This is a genomic window from Marinomonas communis, from assembly GCF_004363305.1.
GTDB classification, from domain to species: domain Bacteria; phylum Pseudomonadota; class Gammaproteobacteria; order Pseudomonadales; family Marinomonadaceae; genus Marinomonas; species Marinomonas communis.
Window position 1 is genome coordinate 313276 of sequence record NZ_SNZA01000004.1, and the last position, 20263, is coordinate 333538.

The window sequence follows — 20263 nt, forward strand, 5'->3', positions numbered from 1 at the left end:
GCAAGAGCAGCCTGATTTCGAGGGCCTCGCTTTCATCTAGCATCATCCAAGTCGAATTATGATAGGCGATCTGCCACCTTAAACTTAATAATGAACTCCACTCCTTTGCCTTCTTCGCTGTGACAAACAATGGAACCACCTAGGACATTAGTAATGATGTTATAGGTAATATTCAGCCCAAGACCTGTACCACCGGCGCCACGCTGGGTAGTAAAGAAAGGATCAAATATCTTTGAGATGTGTTCCTTGCTGATGCCTTTGCCATCGTCTTTGTAGTTCAACATCAACTCTTTTTCACCAACTGACGAGACCGCAATATGAATGCAGCCTGTTTCACGTTCTTTAAAACCATGATTAACCGAGTTCACGATTAAGTTCGTCAATACTTGGGAAAGCAATCCAGGGTTAGTCAATACAAACACATCCTCAGCACACTCAATCGTTACCTTCGCACTCGCTTTTCTGAGCACTGAGGCTAAGCTAAAGACCACTTCTTCAAAGTAATGCTTGATATTAACCTGTCGGTCTTCTTCACTTGTTTGGTCAACGGCGACTTGCTTGAAGCTTCGCACAAGGTGCGCAGTACGCTCCAAATTTTTCTCAACAATACCTGCAATTTCTTTAGCGCTATGGATAAAGTCTTCGAAGTCATTTTCCGTCAATGTGCCGTCTTGGTAACGTTGACTGATGCCATTACATTCTTCTACAAGCTGTGACACCCCTGTTAAACCAATGCCTACTGGTGTATTAATTTCGTGCGCAACACCTGCAACCAATGACCCCAAACTGGCCATTTTCTCTGATTCAACCAATTTATCTTGAGTTTGTTTAAGGTTTTCAATGGTTTCTTCCAGATGTGCATTTGAAGCATTCAACTGCACATTGCGCTCGCTTATTTCAAGCTGCAGAGCTTTCTTCTCTGAAATATCTCGGGTAATGGCGTAGAGCACTTCTTTTTCATCCAACATAATTTTCGTCAGAATCACCTCGCCCCAGAACTCACTGCCGTCTTTTCTGAGATGATTCCACTCAAATCGCGCAGAGCCTTGTTCAAAGGCGCTCGATATACGACGCTCTGCCGCACGCTCGACTGGTTCATTGTCTTCTTGAAGACTTGCAGACACTTGGATGGGTGTCAGACCGACGACCTCTTGCTTATTGGCGTAACCAAAAAGCTCCAAGAAGGAGTTATTGCAATCCAAAAATAAACCATCTGCAATGATGCTTAGGCCGTCTTTAGACTCCTTAAATAACGTTTCAAAAGATTCTTTTTGCTTTGCAATCTCAAGTTGCAACGCTTTTTTCTCAGAAATATCTCGCGTAATGGCATACAGTACGTCGGTGTCTTTGACGTTAATTTTGAACAAGATGATATCTGCCCAAAACTCACTGCCATCGAGCCTTCGGTGCATCCACTCAAAACGAATGGTCCCTTTGGTAAACGCCGTATTGATGATTTCAACCGCTTTTTCGGCCGACGCCCTTCCATCTGGTTGATACTCTGGAGATAAGTCTATCGGCGTAATACCAACGATTTCTTCTTTCGTAGCAGCACCAAATAAATGGGAAAATGCTTTATTACAATCGAAATAGCTCTCAGTGGTCAGCAAGCACAGACCATCTTCTGACTCGTTGAAGAGTGTTTCAAAGGTTTCTTTTTGGATTTTTGTTTCCAGTTCGAGAGATTTCTTTTCGGAAATATCCCGCCAACTTGTATGTATTACAACTTCGCCATCCAGCACCATCTTGGTTAAAATCACTTCAACCCAAAACTCGTCGCCATTAAGCTTTTTATGGACCCACTCGAAGCGCACACTGCCATGGTCATAGCACTGCTGAATCATATCAATGCTTTTTTCTAAGGAAGTTCGACCATCTGGCTGCCGCTCTGGTGAGAATTGATCTGGAGTGCGATTGATAAACTGATCTTTATGCTGTGCGCCGATCATATCTAGAATAGACTGATTGCAATCGACGAATACATCCCCTTTAAATATCGCTAAACCATCTTTTGAATCTCTAAATACCGTTTCAAAACCATTATTATGAGTAAACGTTTCTTTCATCATGAATACTTCCGCTCTGTTCATATGAAAAACGTACTCTGCATTCCTTAAACAATTTTCAAAGCTTAAAGTACGTTTCTAAAGACATAGAATTAAAGCTAGCAAAGACGTTCAAAAGTGCCAGAGACAAAGTCAATACCGAAACACAATAAGGTTATTGGTAAAAATTGAATTAGAACTAAAGTCGATGGCATGTCAGTAGGGATTTTCTTTACCTAGCCGTGTTAAAATATCCGAAACATCACCTCCCTCTAGTAAAGGATCGTCCATGACTTCGCCGAGCAGCCAGTCACCTAACGTTATCGTTGTTAGCAACTCTTCTGACAACCCTTTTGCCATTGATGTCGCATATGCGATGGGCCAGCATGAAGATATCGCTGATATCATCAGCATGAAGCAATTTATGAACTCCGAATTTTGCCCGCGTTTTATCTCGGACGAAGCGGACTTCGAGAACATCGGACGTAAGCTCGAAGGTAAGTCAGTGGTGATTGTCAGCACGACAAGCCATGTACAAAGCCGCCAAGAATTAGCTATGGCGAACTTCATCATTGCTCGTGCGGCAAAAGAAAACGGCGCAGCACGTGTTGTCCTAGTCGAGCCAGATTTGTTCTACAGCGCTCAAGACCGCGGTCCGAGCAAAGATCTGGGCAAAACTAGCTTTGAACGTGACATTAAGGACATCAAGAAATTTGATGGCCAACCATTCACTGCAAAGCTGTACGCACAAATGCTGAAGCTGTCTGGTGTTGATACGGTCATGACGATCCACAACCATTCAGACTCTGTACAGCAGATTTTCAATGAAGTGTTTGACGGTGATTTCCATAACCTAATCCCATATGGCATCTACGCTCACTACCTTCTAAATTCTAACATCCTAAGTTACGGTGAAGAGGGTGAAGGCCTAGTACTGTGTGCACCGGATAAAGGTGCTCGTGATTTTGTTAAACAAATGTATAACACGCTTGGTCTAACGAAAGCGAAGTTCATCATGTTGGACAAAGAGCGTACTGCTGAACGTAAAGTTGAAATCACGCTACACAAAGAGAGCGAGCACACTTTTGAAGGCCTAGACGGTGCAAGCATCGTTCTGTTCGATGACATGGTGCGTACAGGTTCGACTATCATCAAATCTTGTCAGTTCCTGAAACAGATCAACCCAGAGCGCATGGTATTTGCTGTGTCACACTTCTACGCTAGTAACGAAGGCCGTGAGCGTATGGCGCACCCTGCACTAGGTGAAATCTTAACGCTGAACACATTACCAACGATCCTAAACCGCGACGAGCAAGGCCGTCTACGTAAGAAGATGGTGGTTCTGAAAGTTGAGAAATGGCTTGGCCAAGAGCTTTGCAAAATCCTAGGTTTGCCGCAAAGTGAAGAGCTGAACCCATACAAGATCGACATGTCTTCTAAGAACCCACGCTTTAAGCGCAAAATTTGGTTCAGTGAAGAGCTTCACGACCTAAATAAAGACGACTAAATCCATCTCTTACTAAGCCCGTTCTAAACGGGCTTAGTATTTTAGTGTGATATAAACTCCCTCAATCACGCTATTTCAACCTTTCCCGAGAACAGCGCTGTTGCGCTATAGATATAATCAAAACTATATTTCATCCTCTTTATGTCTTTTTTTACAGATAAAAAGGCAAAAATCAGCATTTATATTTGCGTGACCACCACGAAAGATAAACTCCAAATGGTTTGTGGTAGCTTACGTCATCGAAATCATTTGGTTAGCATCATTGTAAAAGGAGTCACCGAGGTGAATTTACGTTCTGGAATTATGGTGGGTATGTTATTGGCTACGAGCAGTCTACCCGCCCTTGCCGCTACATTTGAAGTCCCTAGAAACTTTGAAATCATGTATGTCGATCTTAAAAGCCCAGGCAGCTTTGGGGGAGACTTTAAAACCGACATCGAGGCTGGTAAGCGCCAAGTGGTCGTTCGCTTTAACCAACGTATTGGTGGTGGCGGTAATGCTGAGCAGTTTCAGTCAGAACCTATGGTAATAGAGGTCGATGTTGCCCAAGATGCTGAAATCATGCTTGAAGCGCCCTACTTTTTCCGTAATAACGATGCAGCAGCCTTCGCAAAAAAACCTGAAATCACTTTGGTAAACGAAGCGAGCGATGCCAAACTCGATTACGAGGTACGTATGTTACCAAAGCAGTCAGGCGTACAAATGCTGCGAGACTACAAGCGTGAGATCCGCGAGTTTTCAGCCACTTATAAAACTCCAGCAGTAGACACCCCTACACCAGCAAGTGAAACCGTTGCGGCAACAGAAGAACTAGAAATGTTGAAATTCTGGTATAACAAAGCAGATGCTAGCACGCGCAAAGACATGCGCATCTGGATGGTCGATCACTCTCATCAGGCAAAAACAGAGAGCACAGCTTTTGAAATGCTCGGATTCTGGTTTGAAAAGGCATCAAAGAATGACCAAAAAGCTTTCCAAATCTGGCTCCTAAACGAATAATCGTTTCCTTTAAAAGCCATGTGGACTGAATAAAATCGGCCCACATGGCTTCTCCCGCGACTTCTGTTTTCCGACTGCAATATATTGCTCTTAGTAGAAAACCTTTCAAAACAAAATACAAAAATGATTCTCAAATATTATTGAGAATTATTTACATATCAGATACTTATAATAACCTATCCTTTAAACGTGCATATTATTTCGATTCGCCTACTATAATTACGGGTTTATTTTTTTTAATGATGGTGGGTATTAACTTTGTGTCATTAGTTTCCATTGAGCTATTTGCCGCTTTTTAATATCTTGTTAATCAACCATAACCGGATCGGAATGAGAAATTGGCGCTATGAGTTACTATACTGACTATTTAAAAGAAATTGAGGTTCGCAAGAACGAACTAGGTCTTGCACCAAAACCAATCGACGGTGCTGAATTGGTATCTGAAATCATTGAGCAGATTAAGGATACGGCTAACGAACACCGTGAAGACTCTTTGAACTTCTTCATCTACAACACTCTGCCAGGTACCACACCAGCAGCGGTTGTAAAATCTGCTTTCCTTAAAGACATCGTTCTTGGTGACGAAGTAGTTGCTGAAATCTCTCCGGAGTTCGCTCTAGAACAGCTTTCTCACATGAAAGGCGGCCCTTCTGTTGCAGCACTACTAGACGTGGCTCTGTCTGATCACGCACAAGCAACAGCAGCAGGTGAAGTACTTAAATCTCAAGTATTCCTATACGACGCTGACTACGACCGTCTGTCAGCTGCTTACAAAGCTGGTAACGCCATTGCAAAAGACGTTCTTGAAAGCTACGCGAAAGCAGAGTTCTTCACGAAACTTGACGATATCCCAGAAAAAATCGACGTAGTGACTTACATCGCAGCGGAAGGTGATATCTCTACTGACTTGTTATCTCCTGGTAATCAGTCACACTCTCGTGCTGACCGTGAACTGCACGGCCTATGCATGATCAGCCCAGAAGCTCAAAAAGACATCGTTGAGCTAGGCAAAAAACACCCGAACGCTAAAGTGATGCTAATCGCTGAGAAAGGCACAATGGGCGTAGGTTCTTCACGTATGTCTGGTGTAAACAACGTTGCACTTTGGGCGGGTGAAAAGACTTCTCCATACATCCCATTCGTTAACAACCGTCCAGTGGTTGCTGGTACGAACGGTATTGCTCCGATCTTCCTAACGACTGTTGGCGTAACTGGTGGTATCGGTCTTGACCTTAAAAACTGGGTTAAGAAAACTGACGAGAACGGTAATGTGGTTCGTGACGAAAACGGCGACCCAGTCCTAGAAGAAGCTTACTCTGTTGCAACGGGCACTGTTCTTACTATCGATACTAAAGCTAAGAAGCTTTACAACGGTGACAAAGAGCTTGTTGACGTATCTTCTGCGTTCACACCACAAAAAGTGGAATTCATGAAAGCAGGTGGTTCTTACGCGGTAACATTCGGTAAGAAACTACAAACATTCGCAGCAGAAACACTAGGTATCGAAGCGCCAGCTGTTTACGCACAAAACAAAGAGATCTCTATTGAAGGCCAAGGTCTAACGGCAGTAGAGAAAATCTTTAACCGCAATGCGGTAGGTGTGAAATCTAAAACACCACTTCACACTGGTTCTGACGTTCGCGTTAAAGTGAACATCGTAGGTTCTCAGGACACAACTGGCCCAATGACTTGCCAAGAGCTTGAGTCTATGGCGGCTTCTGTGATCTCTCCTACTGTTGACGGTGCTTACCAGTCAGGCTGTCACACTGCGTCTGTATGGGACAAAAAAGCTCAGGCAAACATTCCTAAGCTAATGTCTTTCATGAACAACTTTGGTGTTATCACTGCACGTGATCCTAAAGGTGTTTACGCGCCAATGACTGACGTAATCCACAAAGTATTGAACGACATCACAGTTGACGATCGTGCGATCATCATCGGTGGTGACTCTCACACTCGTATGTCTAAGGGTGTCGCGTTCGGTGCTGACTCGGGTACGGTTGCCGTTGCTCTAGCAACAGGTGAAGCAGAAATGCCAATCCCTGAGTCTGTTAAAGTAACCTTCAAAGGCCAAATGAAGCCATACATGGACTTCCGTGACATCGTACACGCAACTCAAGCGCAGATGTTGAAGCAGTTCCAAGGCGAAAACGTATTCCAAGGCCGTGTCATCGAAGTGCAAATCGGTACATTGCTTGCTGACCAAGCCTTCACATTCACAGACTGGACTGCAGAAATGAAAGCGAAAGCTTCTATCTGTATCTCAACTGATGAAACAATGATCGAATCTCTAGAACTTGCTAAGTCTCGTATCCAGATCATGATCAACAAAGGCATGGATAACGAAGCAAACATGCTTCAAGGTCTGATCGCTCTTGCTGACAAGCGTATCGCTGAAATCAAGTCTGGCGACGCGCCAGCGCTTGCTCCAGATGACAACGCTAAATACTACGCAGAAGTTGTGGTTGATCTAGACGCAATCGATGAGCCAATGATTGCAGACCCAGATGTAAACAACGAAGACGTATCTAAGCGCTACACGCACGATGTGATCCGTCCGACTTCTTACTACGATGGCCGTAAAGTTGACCTAGGCTTCGTCGGTTCTTGTATGGTGCACAAAGGCGATATTCAAATCATCGCTGCCATGCTACGTAACCTTGAGAAGAAAGGCCCTATCACATTCAAAGCACCGCTAGTTGTTGCGCCACCAACGTACAACATCGTTGATGAGCTAAAAGCTGAAGGCGATTGGGCAGTACTTGAGAAATACTCTGGCTTCCAGTTTGACGATGTGAACCCTAAAGAAGCAGCTCGTAAGCAATACGAGAACATCATGTACCTAGAGCGTCCAGGATGTAACCTATGTATGGGTAACCAAGAGAAAGCAGCACCTGGTGACACGGTTCTAGCAACTTCTACTCGTCTGTTCCAAGGTCGTGTAGTAGAAGATACTGCTGAGAAGAAAGGTGAGTCACTACTAGGTTCCACACCTATGGTAGTTCTATCTTGTATCCTAGGTCGTTTCCCATCTCTAGATGAGTACAAAGAAGCGGTTGCTGGCATTAACCTAACGTCTTTCGCTCCACCAAGCGAAGATCTAAGCGTTAAAGGCGGCGACATCGCGATCACGCCAGTAGCGTAACCCAAGCCTTAGTTTCGCTAACTAAATAAAAAGCCCTGACTCAATTGAGTCAGGGCTTTTTTATTGTTGTCGGCAATGACATTAATCATTACCCAAGATCATATGGAATTATTGCTGACGTGGTTGCAGCGATAACTTGCCCTGTTCAATCGCCATATTAAGCGGCACACTTGACAACAAACGCACTACGTCGTTGCTAGTATCTAAGGTATAAACTGGGTTTGATGCTAAGTAACCATTAATCAACATCATCACTTCATTGCTCAACGGAGCAAGGTTGCCTTTATAACCACCCGCATCAATAGTGCTGTCTAACAGTGCTAACGAACGTACGAAGATCGCTTTTTTCTCACTGTCGTAATACGGCGTCCCTTCCAGCTCTAAATTTAACTTCGCAGGATATTGAAAGCCAAATACGCTGATATTTGCCGTTGCCTCTGTGCCAAGCTGCACCACATCACGCCCTTCTGGGCCGATGTCTACAGACATATCATCCACTGTTAAGGTCAAAGGAATGCCACCAATATTGGCATTGGTTTGAAGTTTAGCCAGTTGGCTGTCTAATGCCTGCTCTAACTCTGAGTTAGAAATAGAGTAAGTGGAAAGTTGTGAGAGAGTGGCACAACCACTCAAAATAAGTGTGCAACACACTGCTAGAATTGCTTTCATCATAAGCTCATTATTAGTAATTGAAACCATCAGTGTAGCGTGTAATCCGGCCCTCGAAAAACGAAGACTCCGATCATTTCCAGCTTTTACTCGATATTTTCATAGAAAGATAACCGTAGGGCATTTCGGATTCATCAGGGGGCAGATCCCTATAGGTAATTCAGTTTCCCATCACTGATATCTGGCAAGGCGATTCATCAGGGGTCAGATCCCTGTACGTAATTAAGGTGCCTATCACTGCTATCTGGCAAGGGATCTGACCCCTTTATTGATTGGATACAAAAAAGCCCCACTCATTTGAGCAGGGCTGTCGTTTTTTCGTGTGAAGATCGATTAGCGCTTAAAGCTCAATGTTAGCGATATCGTCTTGCTTAGGCATGGTCACAGATTCATCACCCGCTGGCGCAACGGTTTGCGGCGCCTGAGGTAAATGAAGCTTCAGCGATTGGCTTGTATAAGTCAGCTCTTGATGAGTCGCTTCAACATTGCCGTTTAGCTTAGTGCCGTATGAAGGAATGATTTCTTTCAGTTTCGCATTCCACTCACCTGCTACTTTATCGGCAAACACTTCTTCTAGAACATTCAACATAATTGGCGCCGCCGTCGAAGCACCTGGAGAAGCACCTAATAGCGCAGCAAGGCTAGAGTCCGCAGACGATACAACTTCTGTACCAAACTGTAAGCGACCACCCTTTTCTGGATCTTTCTTGATGATCTGTACACGCTGCCCAGCTGTGATCAGTTTCCAGTCTTCTTGTTTAGCCGTTGGGTAGTACTTTTTAAGCTCAGCGAAACGATCTTCATCCGTCAGCATCACTTGCTCAATCAAGTATTGAACCAAGTTGAAATTATCTAGGCCTACTTGCATCATTGGCACAACATTGTCAGTAGTCGTCGCACCCAAGAGATCCCATAGGGAACCATTTTTCAGGAATTTCGTAGAGAACGTGGCAAATGGGCCAAACAGCAACACTTCTTTACCATCGATACGACGTGCATCCAGGTGCGGCACAGACATCGGAGGAGCTCCGACTTCGGCTTGTCCGTATGCTTTATTCACATGCTGCTTAACAACCTCTGGGTTGTCTGTTACTAGGAACTGACCGCCGACAGGGAAGCCACCGTATACATCACCTTCTGGAATGCCTGAAGCTTGCAGCAGTGGCAATGACGCACCACCTGCGCCGATAAAGACAAACTTAGCATCAACCGTACGTTCTTTCTCACCGTTCGCTAAATCTGCAATAGTAACCGTCCAGCTCTTATCTGCATTCTGCTTAAGACCGCGCACTTCACTGCTTAATTGCAGATCAAAATTATCTTTCGTCGTAAGGCTTTGAACCAGCTGACGTGTGATCTCACCAAAATTCACATCCGTACCGATAACAGAGTGAGTCGCAGCAACCAACTGGTTAGGATCACGCCCCTCAATCAGCAAAGGTGCCCACTCAGCGATTTGAGCTGGATCTTCGCTGTAATCCATACTCTGGAACAAACTATGTTTTTGCAATTCGGCATAACGCTTACGTAGGAAGTTTACGTTTTTATCACCCCATACAAAACTCATGTGGTTCACAGAACGAATAAAGGATTCTGGATCATGCATAACACCGTTATTCACTTGATACGCCCAGAACTGGCGGCTGATTTGAAACGCTTCATTTACCTTAATGGCTTTATCAACATTGATGCTACCATCTGGCATTTCAGGCGTGTAGTTCAGCTCCATTAACGCAGAATGGCCTGTACCAGCATTGTTCCAACCATTCGAACTTTCTTGCGCCACACCATCAAGACGCTCAATCATCGCCATTGACCAGTTTGGCTCAAGCTCTTGTAAATAAGTGCCTAACGTTGCACTCATGATGCCGCCACCGATCAGTAACACGTCTACTTGTTCATCTTCCGCGTGTGCTGGCGTCAGTACAGTTGCCACACTTACCCATAAGGTTAGCAGGGCTAATTTGATTTTCTTCATTTAGATTTGGCTCTATGGTAATTATTGAGCGAGAGATGCGAGCATCAAGAAATCACGCATCCAGTGCTGATAGATATAGGAACTCAGCCCAGCTGACAGTCATGAAGACCGAGCTGAAAGCTTGGGGGCTATAAATCGACGCTAAACTAACATTGCGTTAGATCAGTGAAAATCTTTGGTAAGAAGAGAAGGTTTTGAGCATTTTAATTGGTTATGTAAGTTTTTGTAATGAAAAAATCTCGCTAATTCCCCTGATCGATTTTATCCATCGACGACTTAGACTCCGGCTATACGCGACATCTTTTTAGGCCACACTATCTACTGTCACAAGGTCGTTAATACATACTCCCCTCAAGGTATACGAGCTGGTAAGATTTAGTCGAAAAAACGAAAAACCTCTAAAAACAATAAAAGTGACGTCAAAATCATAGAAAAAATCATTAAAAACTACTCTAAAAATCGATCTAAATCTCGCATCAAAAACAGCTTCGGTAAACTCAACCGCCTCTATCTTCCTTTACTAAAAGCGCTCTGGTATGTCGTTTTTGGGAAAAGCTGATTTTCCCCATCGTTGAAATCTATTTACTCATCTTATAGTCTTTTTTTAATTAAACGTTTAATTAAAAAAACTGGTGGGTGTATGAATCTCCTTTTATCGTCCGGTCTGATTTTCTCTTTTGCCGCTATCGCGGTCATTCTACTGAAATGGTGGAATATAAAATGTGTTGGCGTGACGCCAGTGCATACTCTGACCTTTATCGCAATCCTGTTCACATCCGGCTTAGATGTGGGCTTGATCATGTTTCCCCTTACTGAGTTTGCAGGCTATGCAAACCTAACAGAGAGTCCTGAATACAGTTTCGCCAATCCGCTAGCGATTGAGTTCGGCTATTGGGCCTTTTTGATCTGGGGCTTCTACTTCTTAACTTGCTTTTACTTCTGCATCATCGAGCCAAGAGTGAAATTCTTTGAACTACCACTGGTGAAGCTGATCAATAACATCGTCATCATTGGCACCTGTGCATTCACCGCTTACTTACTACTTGTGAACTTGCCTTGGTATTTGCCTCAAATTGGCGATGGTGAATCTGTGGTACCCACCTTCTACTTGATCGTTTTGGCTTCGATTGCTTTGGCAGTGTATTCAAGCAGTAGTATGAAACTGTTACGACTCTTAAGCTTAGGCTCTAGCTTTCTGTTTATCGCATTAATCGTGATTATGTGGTTTAGAGCTTATATGACCGATAATGGCCATCCAGAAGATTTCCTTAGCAATGCAGGATTGATCAGTGAATACTTCACGAACATTTATCAATTTATGTTACCGCTAAATGACTACCACGCGTTCTACCTATTCTGGTGGTTCTCTTGGAGCATCATGATTGGACAGTTCACAGCACGTTTTGTCAGCGGCATTCGCACTTGGCAATTACTGTTGGCGATGATGGTCTTCCCATCCATTGCCATCGGGGTCTGGTTCACCATCCTTTATCACTATTACACAGAAGGGTTACAGATCGCTGGCTTTATCAATGTCATGATGATTGTAGTGGGAATTTTAATGGTGGTGAACTCATTGGATTCACTGATCCGTCTCTACACTGATAACCTAAACCTAACCGTAGAACGCTTTGGTCTAATCCCTTATATCTTAGGTAACTTGGTTCTGATGTGTGCCTTAACACTTTTATTCCAACTCGACTTCCTGAAAATCGAGTGGGTGGGTGCCCTAGTGATCGGCCTATACTTTAGCTGCTTTATCTACATCATGTTGAAAAAGCGCCATGAAGTGGCAAGCATTAAAGGGCCTTGTGAAGAAAATACTCTAGACTTTGAGAAAGTGGAATTGACACGTTAAGCTTCGTAGCTCCCTGCTAAGCCTAGTTTATAGGGCAGGCACATAGCCTGCCCTACTCAACGAATTGTTCACTATAGTCATAAGTCGCTCTTGCTCTATTGCTGTAGTCTAATTAACTCCCCACATACGTAAAAATCACCCATCCCAGACTGGCAAGTACAACTGGATAGGAAATGAAATTCAAGCAATTCCAAAAGATAGCTTTTGCATTCAAGGCAAGCCACTTATGTACTTCAACATCATAAAATTCTGGGAGTTCTAATTGCGCTCGATAGTAGTCACCACGGAACTTATAAATCGCGCTTTCCTCATAAAGCTTTAACAAAGAGTTATATTCATCCTCATACTTAAGGTAATTTTTCTCCTCCAGTTGCTCTAGCTTGTTGTAGTAATCCTCAAAAAGACGATCAATGACCTTCATTTCTAATTCAAAGAACTGTGACGAATATGCGTCCATCTTCGCAGAAAAACCTGCATAATCCTTTTTATATAATAAAAAAGAGTAAACCATCACAACACACAAGTAGAAAGACTGTATAAGCCCAATGTCTTTGGCGTCAAAGCCCCCACCAACTGAATAGGCCTGCATTAATGATAAAGCAAGCACCCCCAGACAAACGAGAATAATCGTATAAGCCGAATACTTTGCATGCACCTTTAAGCGCGTAGAAGCATGAAAACTAGTCTTTGAAATCGTCCGCATCTTATTGCGAAGATCTCCGAAGCGATCACATAGGTTATCAAAACGCTCTTCCGTATCCATTACAGCTCCAGTACATCAAGTGAAGGGCTAATTTACCATAGCTCTCAAAGCATTCTATATTTAAAAAGATATATAAATTAATAACCTACGTAAAACTTGGCCGTCTGAAACATTCGATTTATGGCGGATCTGAGGCTGTACTATGATCGAACTGGAGTAGATATTAAGAGTTTCAGGCTTTTAATGGACAATGCTTTCTTTGCTGCGAACTAGCTAAACGTTTGAACATACAAAGCCTCGACTTTGTCTCTAGCCCACTGGGTCTTGCGCAAAAACTTCAACGCAGACTTTATCGAAGGGTCATTCGCAAAACAGTTCACGCGAATGCGATCGTAAAGACCATTCCAGCCATAGTGCTCGACTAAGCGCGTCAGCACTTTTTCTAATGACAGACCGTGCAATGGGTTGTTAGGTTGGTTCATTGGGGATTCCTGATTTGAGTAGGGAGGGAGTTTAGCAGTTTTTTAGGGAAGTGGGGGTTGCAAGTTGGATCGCCGATGCAATCGCCTCGTACAAGGGCTTCAGTTAAGGGATCCACTCAAGGGGTCAGATTCCTTCTACGACGATATTACTCGTGTCTATCTGCCGATTTTTATAGGTAAGGAATCTGACCCCTTTCTCTACAAAAGCAGCCAGCAAAAACCGCGGGCAATAAAAAAGGAGCACCGAGGTGCTCCTTTTAGGAAGTTAATGCGAAGTTAAGATTAGCCAGCTACGAATGCTGCTTTTTCTTCTTCAGTTACTTCTTTGATAGATAGCTTGATACGGCCACGTGCGTCTACGTCAAGAACCTTAACGATTACGTCTTGGCCTTCTTCTAGTACGTCTGCAACTGCACGGATGCGCTCTTCAGCGATCTGAGAGATGTGTACTAGGCCATCTTTGCCTGGAAGAATGTTCACGAAAGCACCGAATTCAGCTAGGCGAACCACTTTACCTTGGTAAAGTTTGTCGACTTCTGCTTCTGCAGTGATTTCATGAATACGAAGCATTGCCGCATCAGACGCTGCTTTATCAGGCGCGTAAATACGTACAGTACCGTCGTCGTCTAGGTCGATAGAAGCGCCTGTGTCTTCAGTGATAGAACGGATAGTTGCGCCGCCTTTACCGATAACTTCACGGATCTTCTCTGGATCGATCTTGAATGTCGCCATAGATGGTGCATTCGGAGATACTTCTGGACGAGCGTAACCAATTACTTGAGCCATTTCACGTAGGATGTGCTTACGTGCTTCCATCGCTTGAGTTAGAGCGATGTCCATGATCTCTTCGTTGATACCTTCGATCTTGATGTCCATCTGTAGCGCTGTGATACCTTCTTCAGTACCCGCTACTTTGAAGTCCATGTCACCTAGGTGGTCTTCGTCACCTAGGATGTCAGTTAGGACTGCAAAGCCGTCGTCTTCTTTAACAAGACCCATTGCGATACCCGCAACTGGCGCTTTAAGAGGAACACCAGCGTCCATCATAGATAGAGACGCACCACATACAGACGCCATTGAGCTTGAACCGTTTGATTCAGTGATCTCAGATACGACACGGATTGTGTATGGGAATTCGTCTTCAGAAGGAAGAACCGCTTGTACACCACGACGTGCTAGACGACCGTGACCGATTTCACGACGACCTACACCGCCCATACGACCACACTCACCTACAGAGTAAGGAGGGAAGTTGTAGTGCAGCATGAAGCTGTCTTTAGATTCGCCCGCTAGACCGTCAGCGATCTGTGCGTCACGGCTTGTACCTAGTGTACAAGTAGCGATGGCTTGTGTTTCACCACGTGTGAACAAAGCAGAACCGTGAGTTTTCTTAAGCATGCCCACTTCAACGTTGATGCCACGAACAGTTTTGTTGTCACGGCCGTCGATACGTGGTTTGCCGTCGATTACGCGACGACGTACGATGTTTTTCTCAAGCTTGCCGAATACTGCAGACACTTCGCCTTCTGAGTATGGGCCTTCTTCAGTAACAAGCGCTTCGATTGCTGCTTGACGAACTTCGCCAAGTTTCGCGTAACGGTCCATTTTCTCAGAGATGGTGTACGCTTCTTCGATTTGCGCAGCGAAACCAGATTTAACCGCTTCAACTAGGTCAGCGTTTGCTTGTTCAGCAGACCATTCCCAACGTGGTTTGCCAGCTTCTGCTGCAAATTCGTTGATCGCTTGAACTGCTGTTTGCATTTCTTTGTGTGCGTAAAGAACTGCACCTAGCATTTCATCTTCAGTCAGCTCTTGTGCTTCAGACTCAACCATTAGTACTGCGTCTTTAGTACCCGCAACCACCATGTCTAGTAGAGATTCTGCTAGCTCAGAGTTTAGTGGGTTAAGCATGTAACCAGACTCATCGTTGAAGCCTACACGTGCTGCACCGATTGGACCGTTAAATGGGATGCCAGACACAGCTAGTGCTGCAGAGGTTGCAAGCATTGCTGGAATGTCAGCGTCTAGGTCAGTGTTAGTCGACATTACTGTACAAACAACTTGTACTTCGTTCATGAAGCCTTTAGGGAACAGTGGACGAATTGGACGGTCGATTAGTCGAGACGTTAGGGTTTCTTTTTCAGAAGGACGGCCTTCACGCTTTAGGAAACCACCTGGGATTTTACCTACTGCGTAAGTACGCTCTTGGTAGTGTACAGATAGAGGGAAGAAGTCTTGACCAGCGTTAGCGCTTTTTGCGCCTACCACTGTTGCAAGTACTTGTGCATCGCCCATTGTACATAGAACAGCACCTGTCGCTTGACGTGCGATACGGCCTGTTTCTAGGGTAACTTCTTGATTTCCGTATTGGAAAGTTTTAGTCGTAATACTCACTCGTATTCCTTAACTTATTTTTTGTAACTTTCTCCCAAAGACAATCTTTAGTAGCCAGTACTCAGATGTATTCTTTTGGCTTCGTTTGAGTGTACGAAGAAAAATACATGTGAAGTACAGGCTGTCCCTTGGGAGGCCTTTAAGAAAAAAGGGCCATATCTCTATGGCCCTTTCTCTGTCTTAGCGACGTAGACCTAGCTTTTTGATCAAGCTAGTGTAACGTGCTGCGTCTTTACGCTTTAGGTAGTCCAGCAGCTTACGGCGCTGGTTTACCATGCGGATTAGACCGCGACGAGAATGGTGGTCGCCTTTGTTTGCTTTGAAGTGACCTTGTAGACCTTCGATGTTCTTAGTTAGCAATGCAACTTGAACTTCTGGTGAACCAGTGTCGCCTTCTTTAGTTTGAAACTCTGCAACCAATGCTGCTTTTTGTTCTGCAGACAATGCCATAATCTGTATCTCCGATAATAATATGCAATTAAAAATTCAGGGTGGCCGAGCATATTTTCAGTCATCCTAAGGCTGAGTATTCTAGCACTATTTTTTGGCTAACTCACTCGTATTTACCAATCGATGCGGCTTAATTTTGCCTTTTTTCACTTCGCCTAAGCCCATGAAAGCACGTGTGCCATCCACGTATAGACGCAGTAATTGACCTTCATCAAAACCACGTGTGTCGTTTAGTAATCTACCAAATACTATATCTTTGGATTCTTGCACTGACATGACAACTTCAGGCAAATGCAGCACAGCTGTATCAGAGCCCATCAGTTGTTGGTCAAGAATACCCTCACCTTGCTCAGCTAAGGCTTCAAACTCTTCAATGGTCAACATATCCGCTGGATCATAGCCCGCTGTCGACACTCGATGCAGAGTCTTAAGGTGCGCACCGCAGCCCATCGCTTCACCGATATCCTCACCAATGGTGCGAATATAAGTCCCCTTGGAGCAGCTAATGTCCAAAGTTAAGGTGTTTTCACTGCGCTCTAGCACCTGCAAGTTTGAGATAACCACTTTGCGGCGTTTACGCTCAATGGTGATGCCTTGGCGTGCGTATTCATACAAAGGTTTACCTTCATGCTTCAACGCAGAGTACATCGGTGGAACTTGCTCAATCTCACCACGGAAACGGTTCAGTAGCGTCTCTAATTCATCATCAGAAAGCTGCGGTACGGTTTCGTTAGTCAGAATGTCACCTTCTTTATCACCTGTGGTGGTACGAATACCCAGCTCAATACAAGTGATGTAACGCTTGTCGGCGTCGAGAAGGAATTGCGAGAATTTTGTGGCTTCGCCTAAGCACAGTGGAAGCATGCCAGTGGCAAGTGGGTCAAGTGCCCCCGTGTGTCCGGCTTTGGCAGCACGGAACACACGGCGAACTTTTTGTAACGCTTGGTTAGAGCTAAGACCCAGAGGTTTGTTTAGTAGCACAACGCCATCAATGGCGCGCCATTGCGTTTTACCCATGGTAAGCGCTTACTCTTCTTCTGAATCTTGGTTCTTACGCTGATCTTTCTGAACAGCTTCTTCAATCAATGCAGACATCCGTGCACCGTTTACAACGCTTGCGTCGTAATGGAAGCGCAGGTGCGGCATCACACGAAGCTTAACTTCTTTCGCCAGACGATGACGTAAGAAGTTTTTCGCGCTGTCCAAAGCCGCTTGGTTTTCCGCCAAGCGCTCTGCATTGTCATCCAAGCCTAATACGGTGTAGTAGATATCCGCGTAGCCCAAGTCTTTTGCGACTCGGACTTCGTTGATCGTTACCATGCCTAGGCGTGGATCTTTCACTTCAAATTGAATAAGGGAGGCCAGCTCCTTTTGGAGCTGATCACCAATACGACTAGTACGACTAAATTCGCCTGCCATCTTGCTGCCCTATATTAAAGTGTACGAGCGACTTCGATAGTCTTGAAGACCTCGATCTTATCGCCTTCTTTCACGTCGTTGTAGTTCTTAACGCCGATACCACATTCCATACCTTGACGGACTTCGTTCACAGCGTCTTTGAAACGACGTAGAGACTCTAGTTCACCTTCGAAGATAACCACGTTGTCACGTAGGACACGGATCTTCTCGTTACGGTAAACCGTACCTTCAACCACCATACAACCTGCAACCAGACCGAACTTAGGTGAACGGAATACGTCACGTACTTCAGCCGTACCTACGATTTCTTCACGAAGGTCTGGTGTCAACATGCCTGATAGGGCTTGTTTCACATCGTCGATGATGTTGTAGATAACGCTGTAGTAACGAAGGTCTACGTTTTCACGCTCGATAAACTGTTTCGCTGAACTGTCTGCACGAACGTTGAAACCGAAGATTACTGCGTTAGAAGCAAGCGCTAGCGTCGCGTCAGTTTCAGTGATACCACCAACACCGCTTGATACTACGTTTACTTTTACTTCGTCGGTGCTCAGTTCAGTCAAAGACTTGATCAAAGCTTCCAAAGAACCACGAACGTCGGCTTTTAGTACGATGTTTAGTGTGCCAACTTCGTCTTGGCCCATGCTAGAGAATAGGTTCTCAAGCTTAGCAGAGTGCTGACGAGCAAAGCGTACTTCACGGTATTTACCTTGACGGAAGTTAGCTACTTCACGAGCTTTACGCTCGTCGGCTACTACGATGAACTCTTCACCCGCATCAGGCGTACCGTCAAGACCTAGGATCTCAACCGGGATAGATGGGCCAGCTTCGTTGACTGTCTTACCGTTTTCATCAAGTAACGCACGCACACGACCCATTTGTAGGCCAGCTAGCACGATGTCACCTTTCTTCAGTGTACCGTTCTGTACAAGAACAGTTGCTACTGAACCACGACCACGATCTAGACGAGACTCAACAACCACACCTTTACCTGGTGCACTTGGTACAGCTGTAAGCTCAAGTACTTCTGCTTGCAGTAGAACGGCTTCTAGAAGCTCGTCGATACCTTGGCCAGATTTCGCTGATACACCAACGAATTGAACGTCACCGCCCCACTCTTCAGGAACCACTTCTTGTGCAACCAATTCGTTCTTAACGCGGTCCACATCAGCAGCTTCTTTATCGATCTTAGTCATAGCAACAACCATTGGAACGCCCGCTGCACGAGAGTGCTGGATCGCTTCAATAGTTTGTGGCATTACACCGTCGTCTGCCGCACACACTAGGATTACGATATCCGTCGCTTGTGCACCACGAGCACGCATCGATGTAAACGCAGCGTGTCCAGGTGTATCAAGGAAACTTACCATACCGTGGTCAGTTTCTACGTGGTAAGCACCGATGTGCTGCGTGATACCACCAGATTCGCCCGCTGCAACGCGAGTTGTACGAATGTAGTCAAGTAACGATGTTTTACCATGGTCAACGTGACCCATTACCGTTACAACTGGTGCACGCTTGATCGCTTCACCTTCGTAATCGATAGAGTCGATCATGTCGTTCTCTAGGGCGTTTTCATCGATGTACTTAACTTTGTGACCCATTTCTTCAACCACTAGAGTGGCTGTATCACGATCGATCGTTTGGTTAATGGTCGCCATTGCGCCCATTTTGAACATTACCTTGATCACTTCTGCTGCTTTGATGGCCATTTTCTCAGCCAATTCTGCAACCGTGATGCTCTCAGGTAGTGCTACTTCGTGAATGATTGGAGCCGTTGGCTTCTGGAAGCCGTGCTCTTGTTTAGAAGGCTTCTTAAGCTTGCGCTTACCGCCGCGACGAGAAAACTCATCATCGTCATTCATTGAAATACGACCACCACGCTTCTGATCAGCGCGACCACGTGGCTTATTATCATCTTTACGATCGTTGTGCTTAGGCGCAGCTTTTTTGCCTTTTGGTGCAGGGCTGTTTGACTTGCCTTCACCAGCTGCTGGAGAAACCTTACGATTGGTTTTGGTCTCTTTCGAATTATCCACGAGTTTATCCGCTCCCATATCGGAGTCGTTTGGCTCCGTTTGCTGTGCCGCTCGTTCCGCTGCTTCACGCTCTTGCTTCAAGCGCTCTGCTTCTTTGCGAGCTTTTTCTTCAGCTTCAGCTTTCGCTTTCGCTGCCTGTTCGGCTTCAAGTTTTGCCGCCTCTTCGCGAGCTTTCTCAGCCTCAATACGTGCCTGTTCTTCTGCTGCGCGCTGCTCTGCTAGCATTTCTTGCTGGCGTTTAAGCTCATCATCAGCATCCGTACGTTTCACGTATGTGCGTTTTTTCTTTACCGCAACATTGACTGTCTTGCTGCCTGCGCCGCTAGATAGCGTACTTTTAGTACGACGTTGAAGGGTAATGCGTTGCTCGCCCTCTCCTTCCGTCGATTCACCATGTTGGCGCTTTAGGTAGTTTAACAGTATTTGCTTCTCAACATCAGATACTTCTTGGTCCGCACTGCTATGTGGTAGACCAGCATCTTTCATCTGAGCTAATAGTTTCTCGACTGGTGTGTTAACCAGTTCAGATAATATCTTAACGGTTTGAACTGTCATTAAGTTCCCCCTTTTTACTC

General features: G+C 45.0%; 14 protein-coding genes. 4 read left to right on the top strand and 10 right to left on the bottom strand.

Going from position 1 to position 20263, the window contains the following annotated elements; translation table 11 throughout:
- Nucleotides 1-56: 56 nt before the first annotated feature.
- Entirely contained in the window at nucleotides 57-2069 is a 2013-nt protein-coding gene (locus tag C8D85_RS13085) for a PAS domain-containing protein (RefSeq protein WP_162847588.1), read from the bottom strand.
- 265 nt (nucleotides 2070-2334) lie between these two features.
- Here C8D85_RS13085 and C8D85_RS13090 point away from each other — a divergent pair, with 265 nt between their 5' ends.
- From C8D85_RS13090 to C8D85_RS13100, 3 genes are all read left to right on the top strand, one after another.
- Nucleotides 2335-3552, top strand: a complete 1218-nt coding sequence (locus C8D85_RS13090; protein WP_133563434.1) for a ribose-phosphate diphosphokinase — start codon at nucleotides 2335-2337, stop codon at nucleotides 3550-3552.
- Between the two features lie 282 nt (nucleotides 3553-3834).
- Complete coding sequence (locus C8D85_RS13095; RefSeq protein WP_162847589.1) at nucleotides 3835-4551, top strand: YccT family protein; 717 nt, start codon at nucleotides 3835-3837, stop codon at nucleotides 4549-4551.
- Nucleotides 4552-4897: 346 nt separating this feature from the next.
- Complete coding sequence (locus C8D85_RS13100) at nucleotides 4898-7696, top strand: bifunctional aconitate hydratase 2/2-methylisocitrate dehydratase (protein WP_133563438.1); 2799 nt, start codon at nucleotides 4898-4900, stop codon at nucleotides 7694-7696.
- Nucleotides 7697-7804: 108 nt separating this feature from the next.
- Here the strand turns inward: C8D85_RS13100 and C8D85_RS13105 are convergent, their stop codons facing one another.
- Nucleotides 7805-8368: a YceB family lipoprotein gene (locus C8D85_RS13105; protein WP_211342197.1), complete on the bottom strand. Its 564-nt coding sequence runs from the start codon at nucleotides 8366-8368 to the stop codon at nucleotides 7805-7807.
- A gap of 337 nt (nucleotides 8369-8705) precedes the next feature.
- Nucleotides 8706-10343 carry a malate dehydrogenase (quinone) gene (gene mqo, locus C8D85_RS13110; RefSeq protein WP_133563440.1) on the bottom strand — a complete coding sequence of 546 codons (1638 nt, stop codon included), beginning with the start codon at nucleotides 10341-10343 and terminating at the stop codon, nucleotides 8706-8708.
- A 640-nt stretch (nucleotides 10344-10983) separates the two neighbouring features.
- Between mqo and C8D85_RS13115 the strand changes: the two genes are divergently transcribed.
- A complete protein-coding gene (locus tag C8D85_RS13115) occupies nucleotides 10984-12201 on the top strand; it encodes a BCCT family transporter (RefSeq protein WP_133563442.1) in 1218 nt (405 codons plus the stop codon).
- A gap of 112 nt (nucleotides 12202-12313) precedes the next feature.
- On the opposite strand, the gene C8D85_RS13120 is transcribed toward C8D85_RS13115, so the two are convergent.
- The 7 genes from C8D85_RS13120 to infB form a co-directional block, all read right to left on the bottom strand.
- Nucleotides 12314-12964 (bottom strand): SLATT domain-containing protein, encoded by a 651-nt coding sequence (locus C8D85_RS13120; protein WP_133563444.1) that lies wholly within the window; start codon nucleotides 12962-12964, stop codon nucleotides 12314-12316.
- Between the two features lie 209 nt (nucleotides 12965-13173).
- Nucleotides 13174-13386, bottom strand: a complete 213-nt coding sequence (locus C8D85_RS13125) for a VF530 family protein (protein WP_133563446.1) — start codon at nucleotides 13384-13386, stop codon at nucleotides 13174-13176.
- Between the two features lie 282 nt (nucleotides 13387-13668).
- Nucleotides 13669-15780, bottom strand: a complete 2112-nt coding sequence (pnp, locus tag C8D85_RS13130; RefSeq protein WP_133563448.1) for a polyribonucleotide nucleotidyltransferase — start codon at nucleotides 15778-15780, stop codon at nucleotides 13669-13671.
- A gap of 180 nt (nucleotides 15781-15960) precedes the next feature.
- A complete protein-coding gene (gene rpsO / locus C8D85_RS13135; protein WP_067206182.1) occupies nucleotides 15961-16230 on the bottom strand; it encodes a 30S ribosomal protein S15 in 270 nt (89 codons plus the stop codon).
- An 87-nt stretch (nucleotides 16231-16317) separates the two neighbouring features.
- The gene (truB, locus tag C8D85_RS13140) at nucleotides 16318-17247 is read right to left on the bottom strand and encodes a tRNA pseudouridine(55) synthase TruB (RefSeq protein WP_133563450.1); all 930 of its coding nucleotides are present in this window, start codon (nucleotides 17245-17247) and stop codon (nucleotides 16318-16320) included.
- A gap of 9 nt (nucleotides 17248-17256) precedes the next feature.
- Nucleotides 17257-17649, bottom strand: a complete 393-nt coding sequence (gene rbfA, locus C8D85_RS13145; protein WP_133563452.1) for a 30S ribosome-binding factor RbfA — start codon at nucleotides 17647-17649, stop codon at nucleotides 17257-17259.
- A gap of 14 nt (nucleotides 17650-17663) precedes the next feature.
- Nucleotides 17664-20243 (bottom strand): translation initiation factor IF-2, encoded by a 2580-nt coding sequence (gene infB, locus C8D85_RS13150; protein WP_133563454.1) that lies wholly within the window; start codon nucleotides 20241-20243, stop codon nucleotides 17664-17666.
- Between the last annotated feature and the right edge of the window lie 20 nt (nucleotides 20244-20263).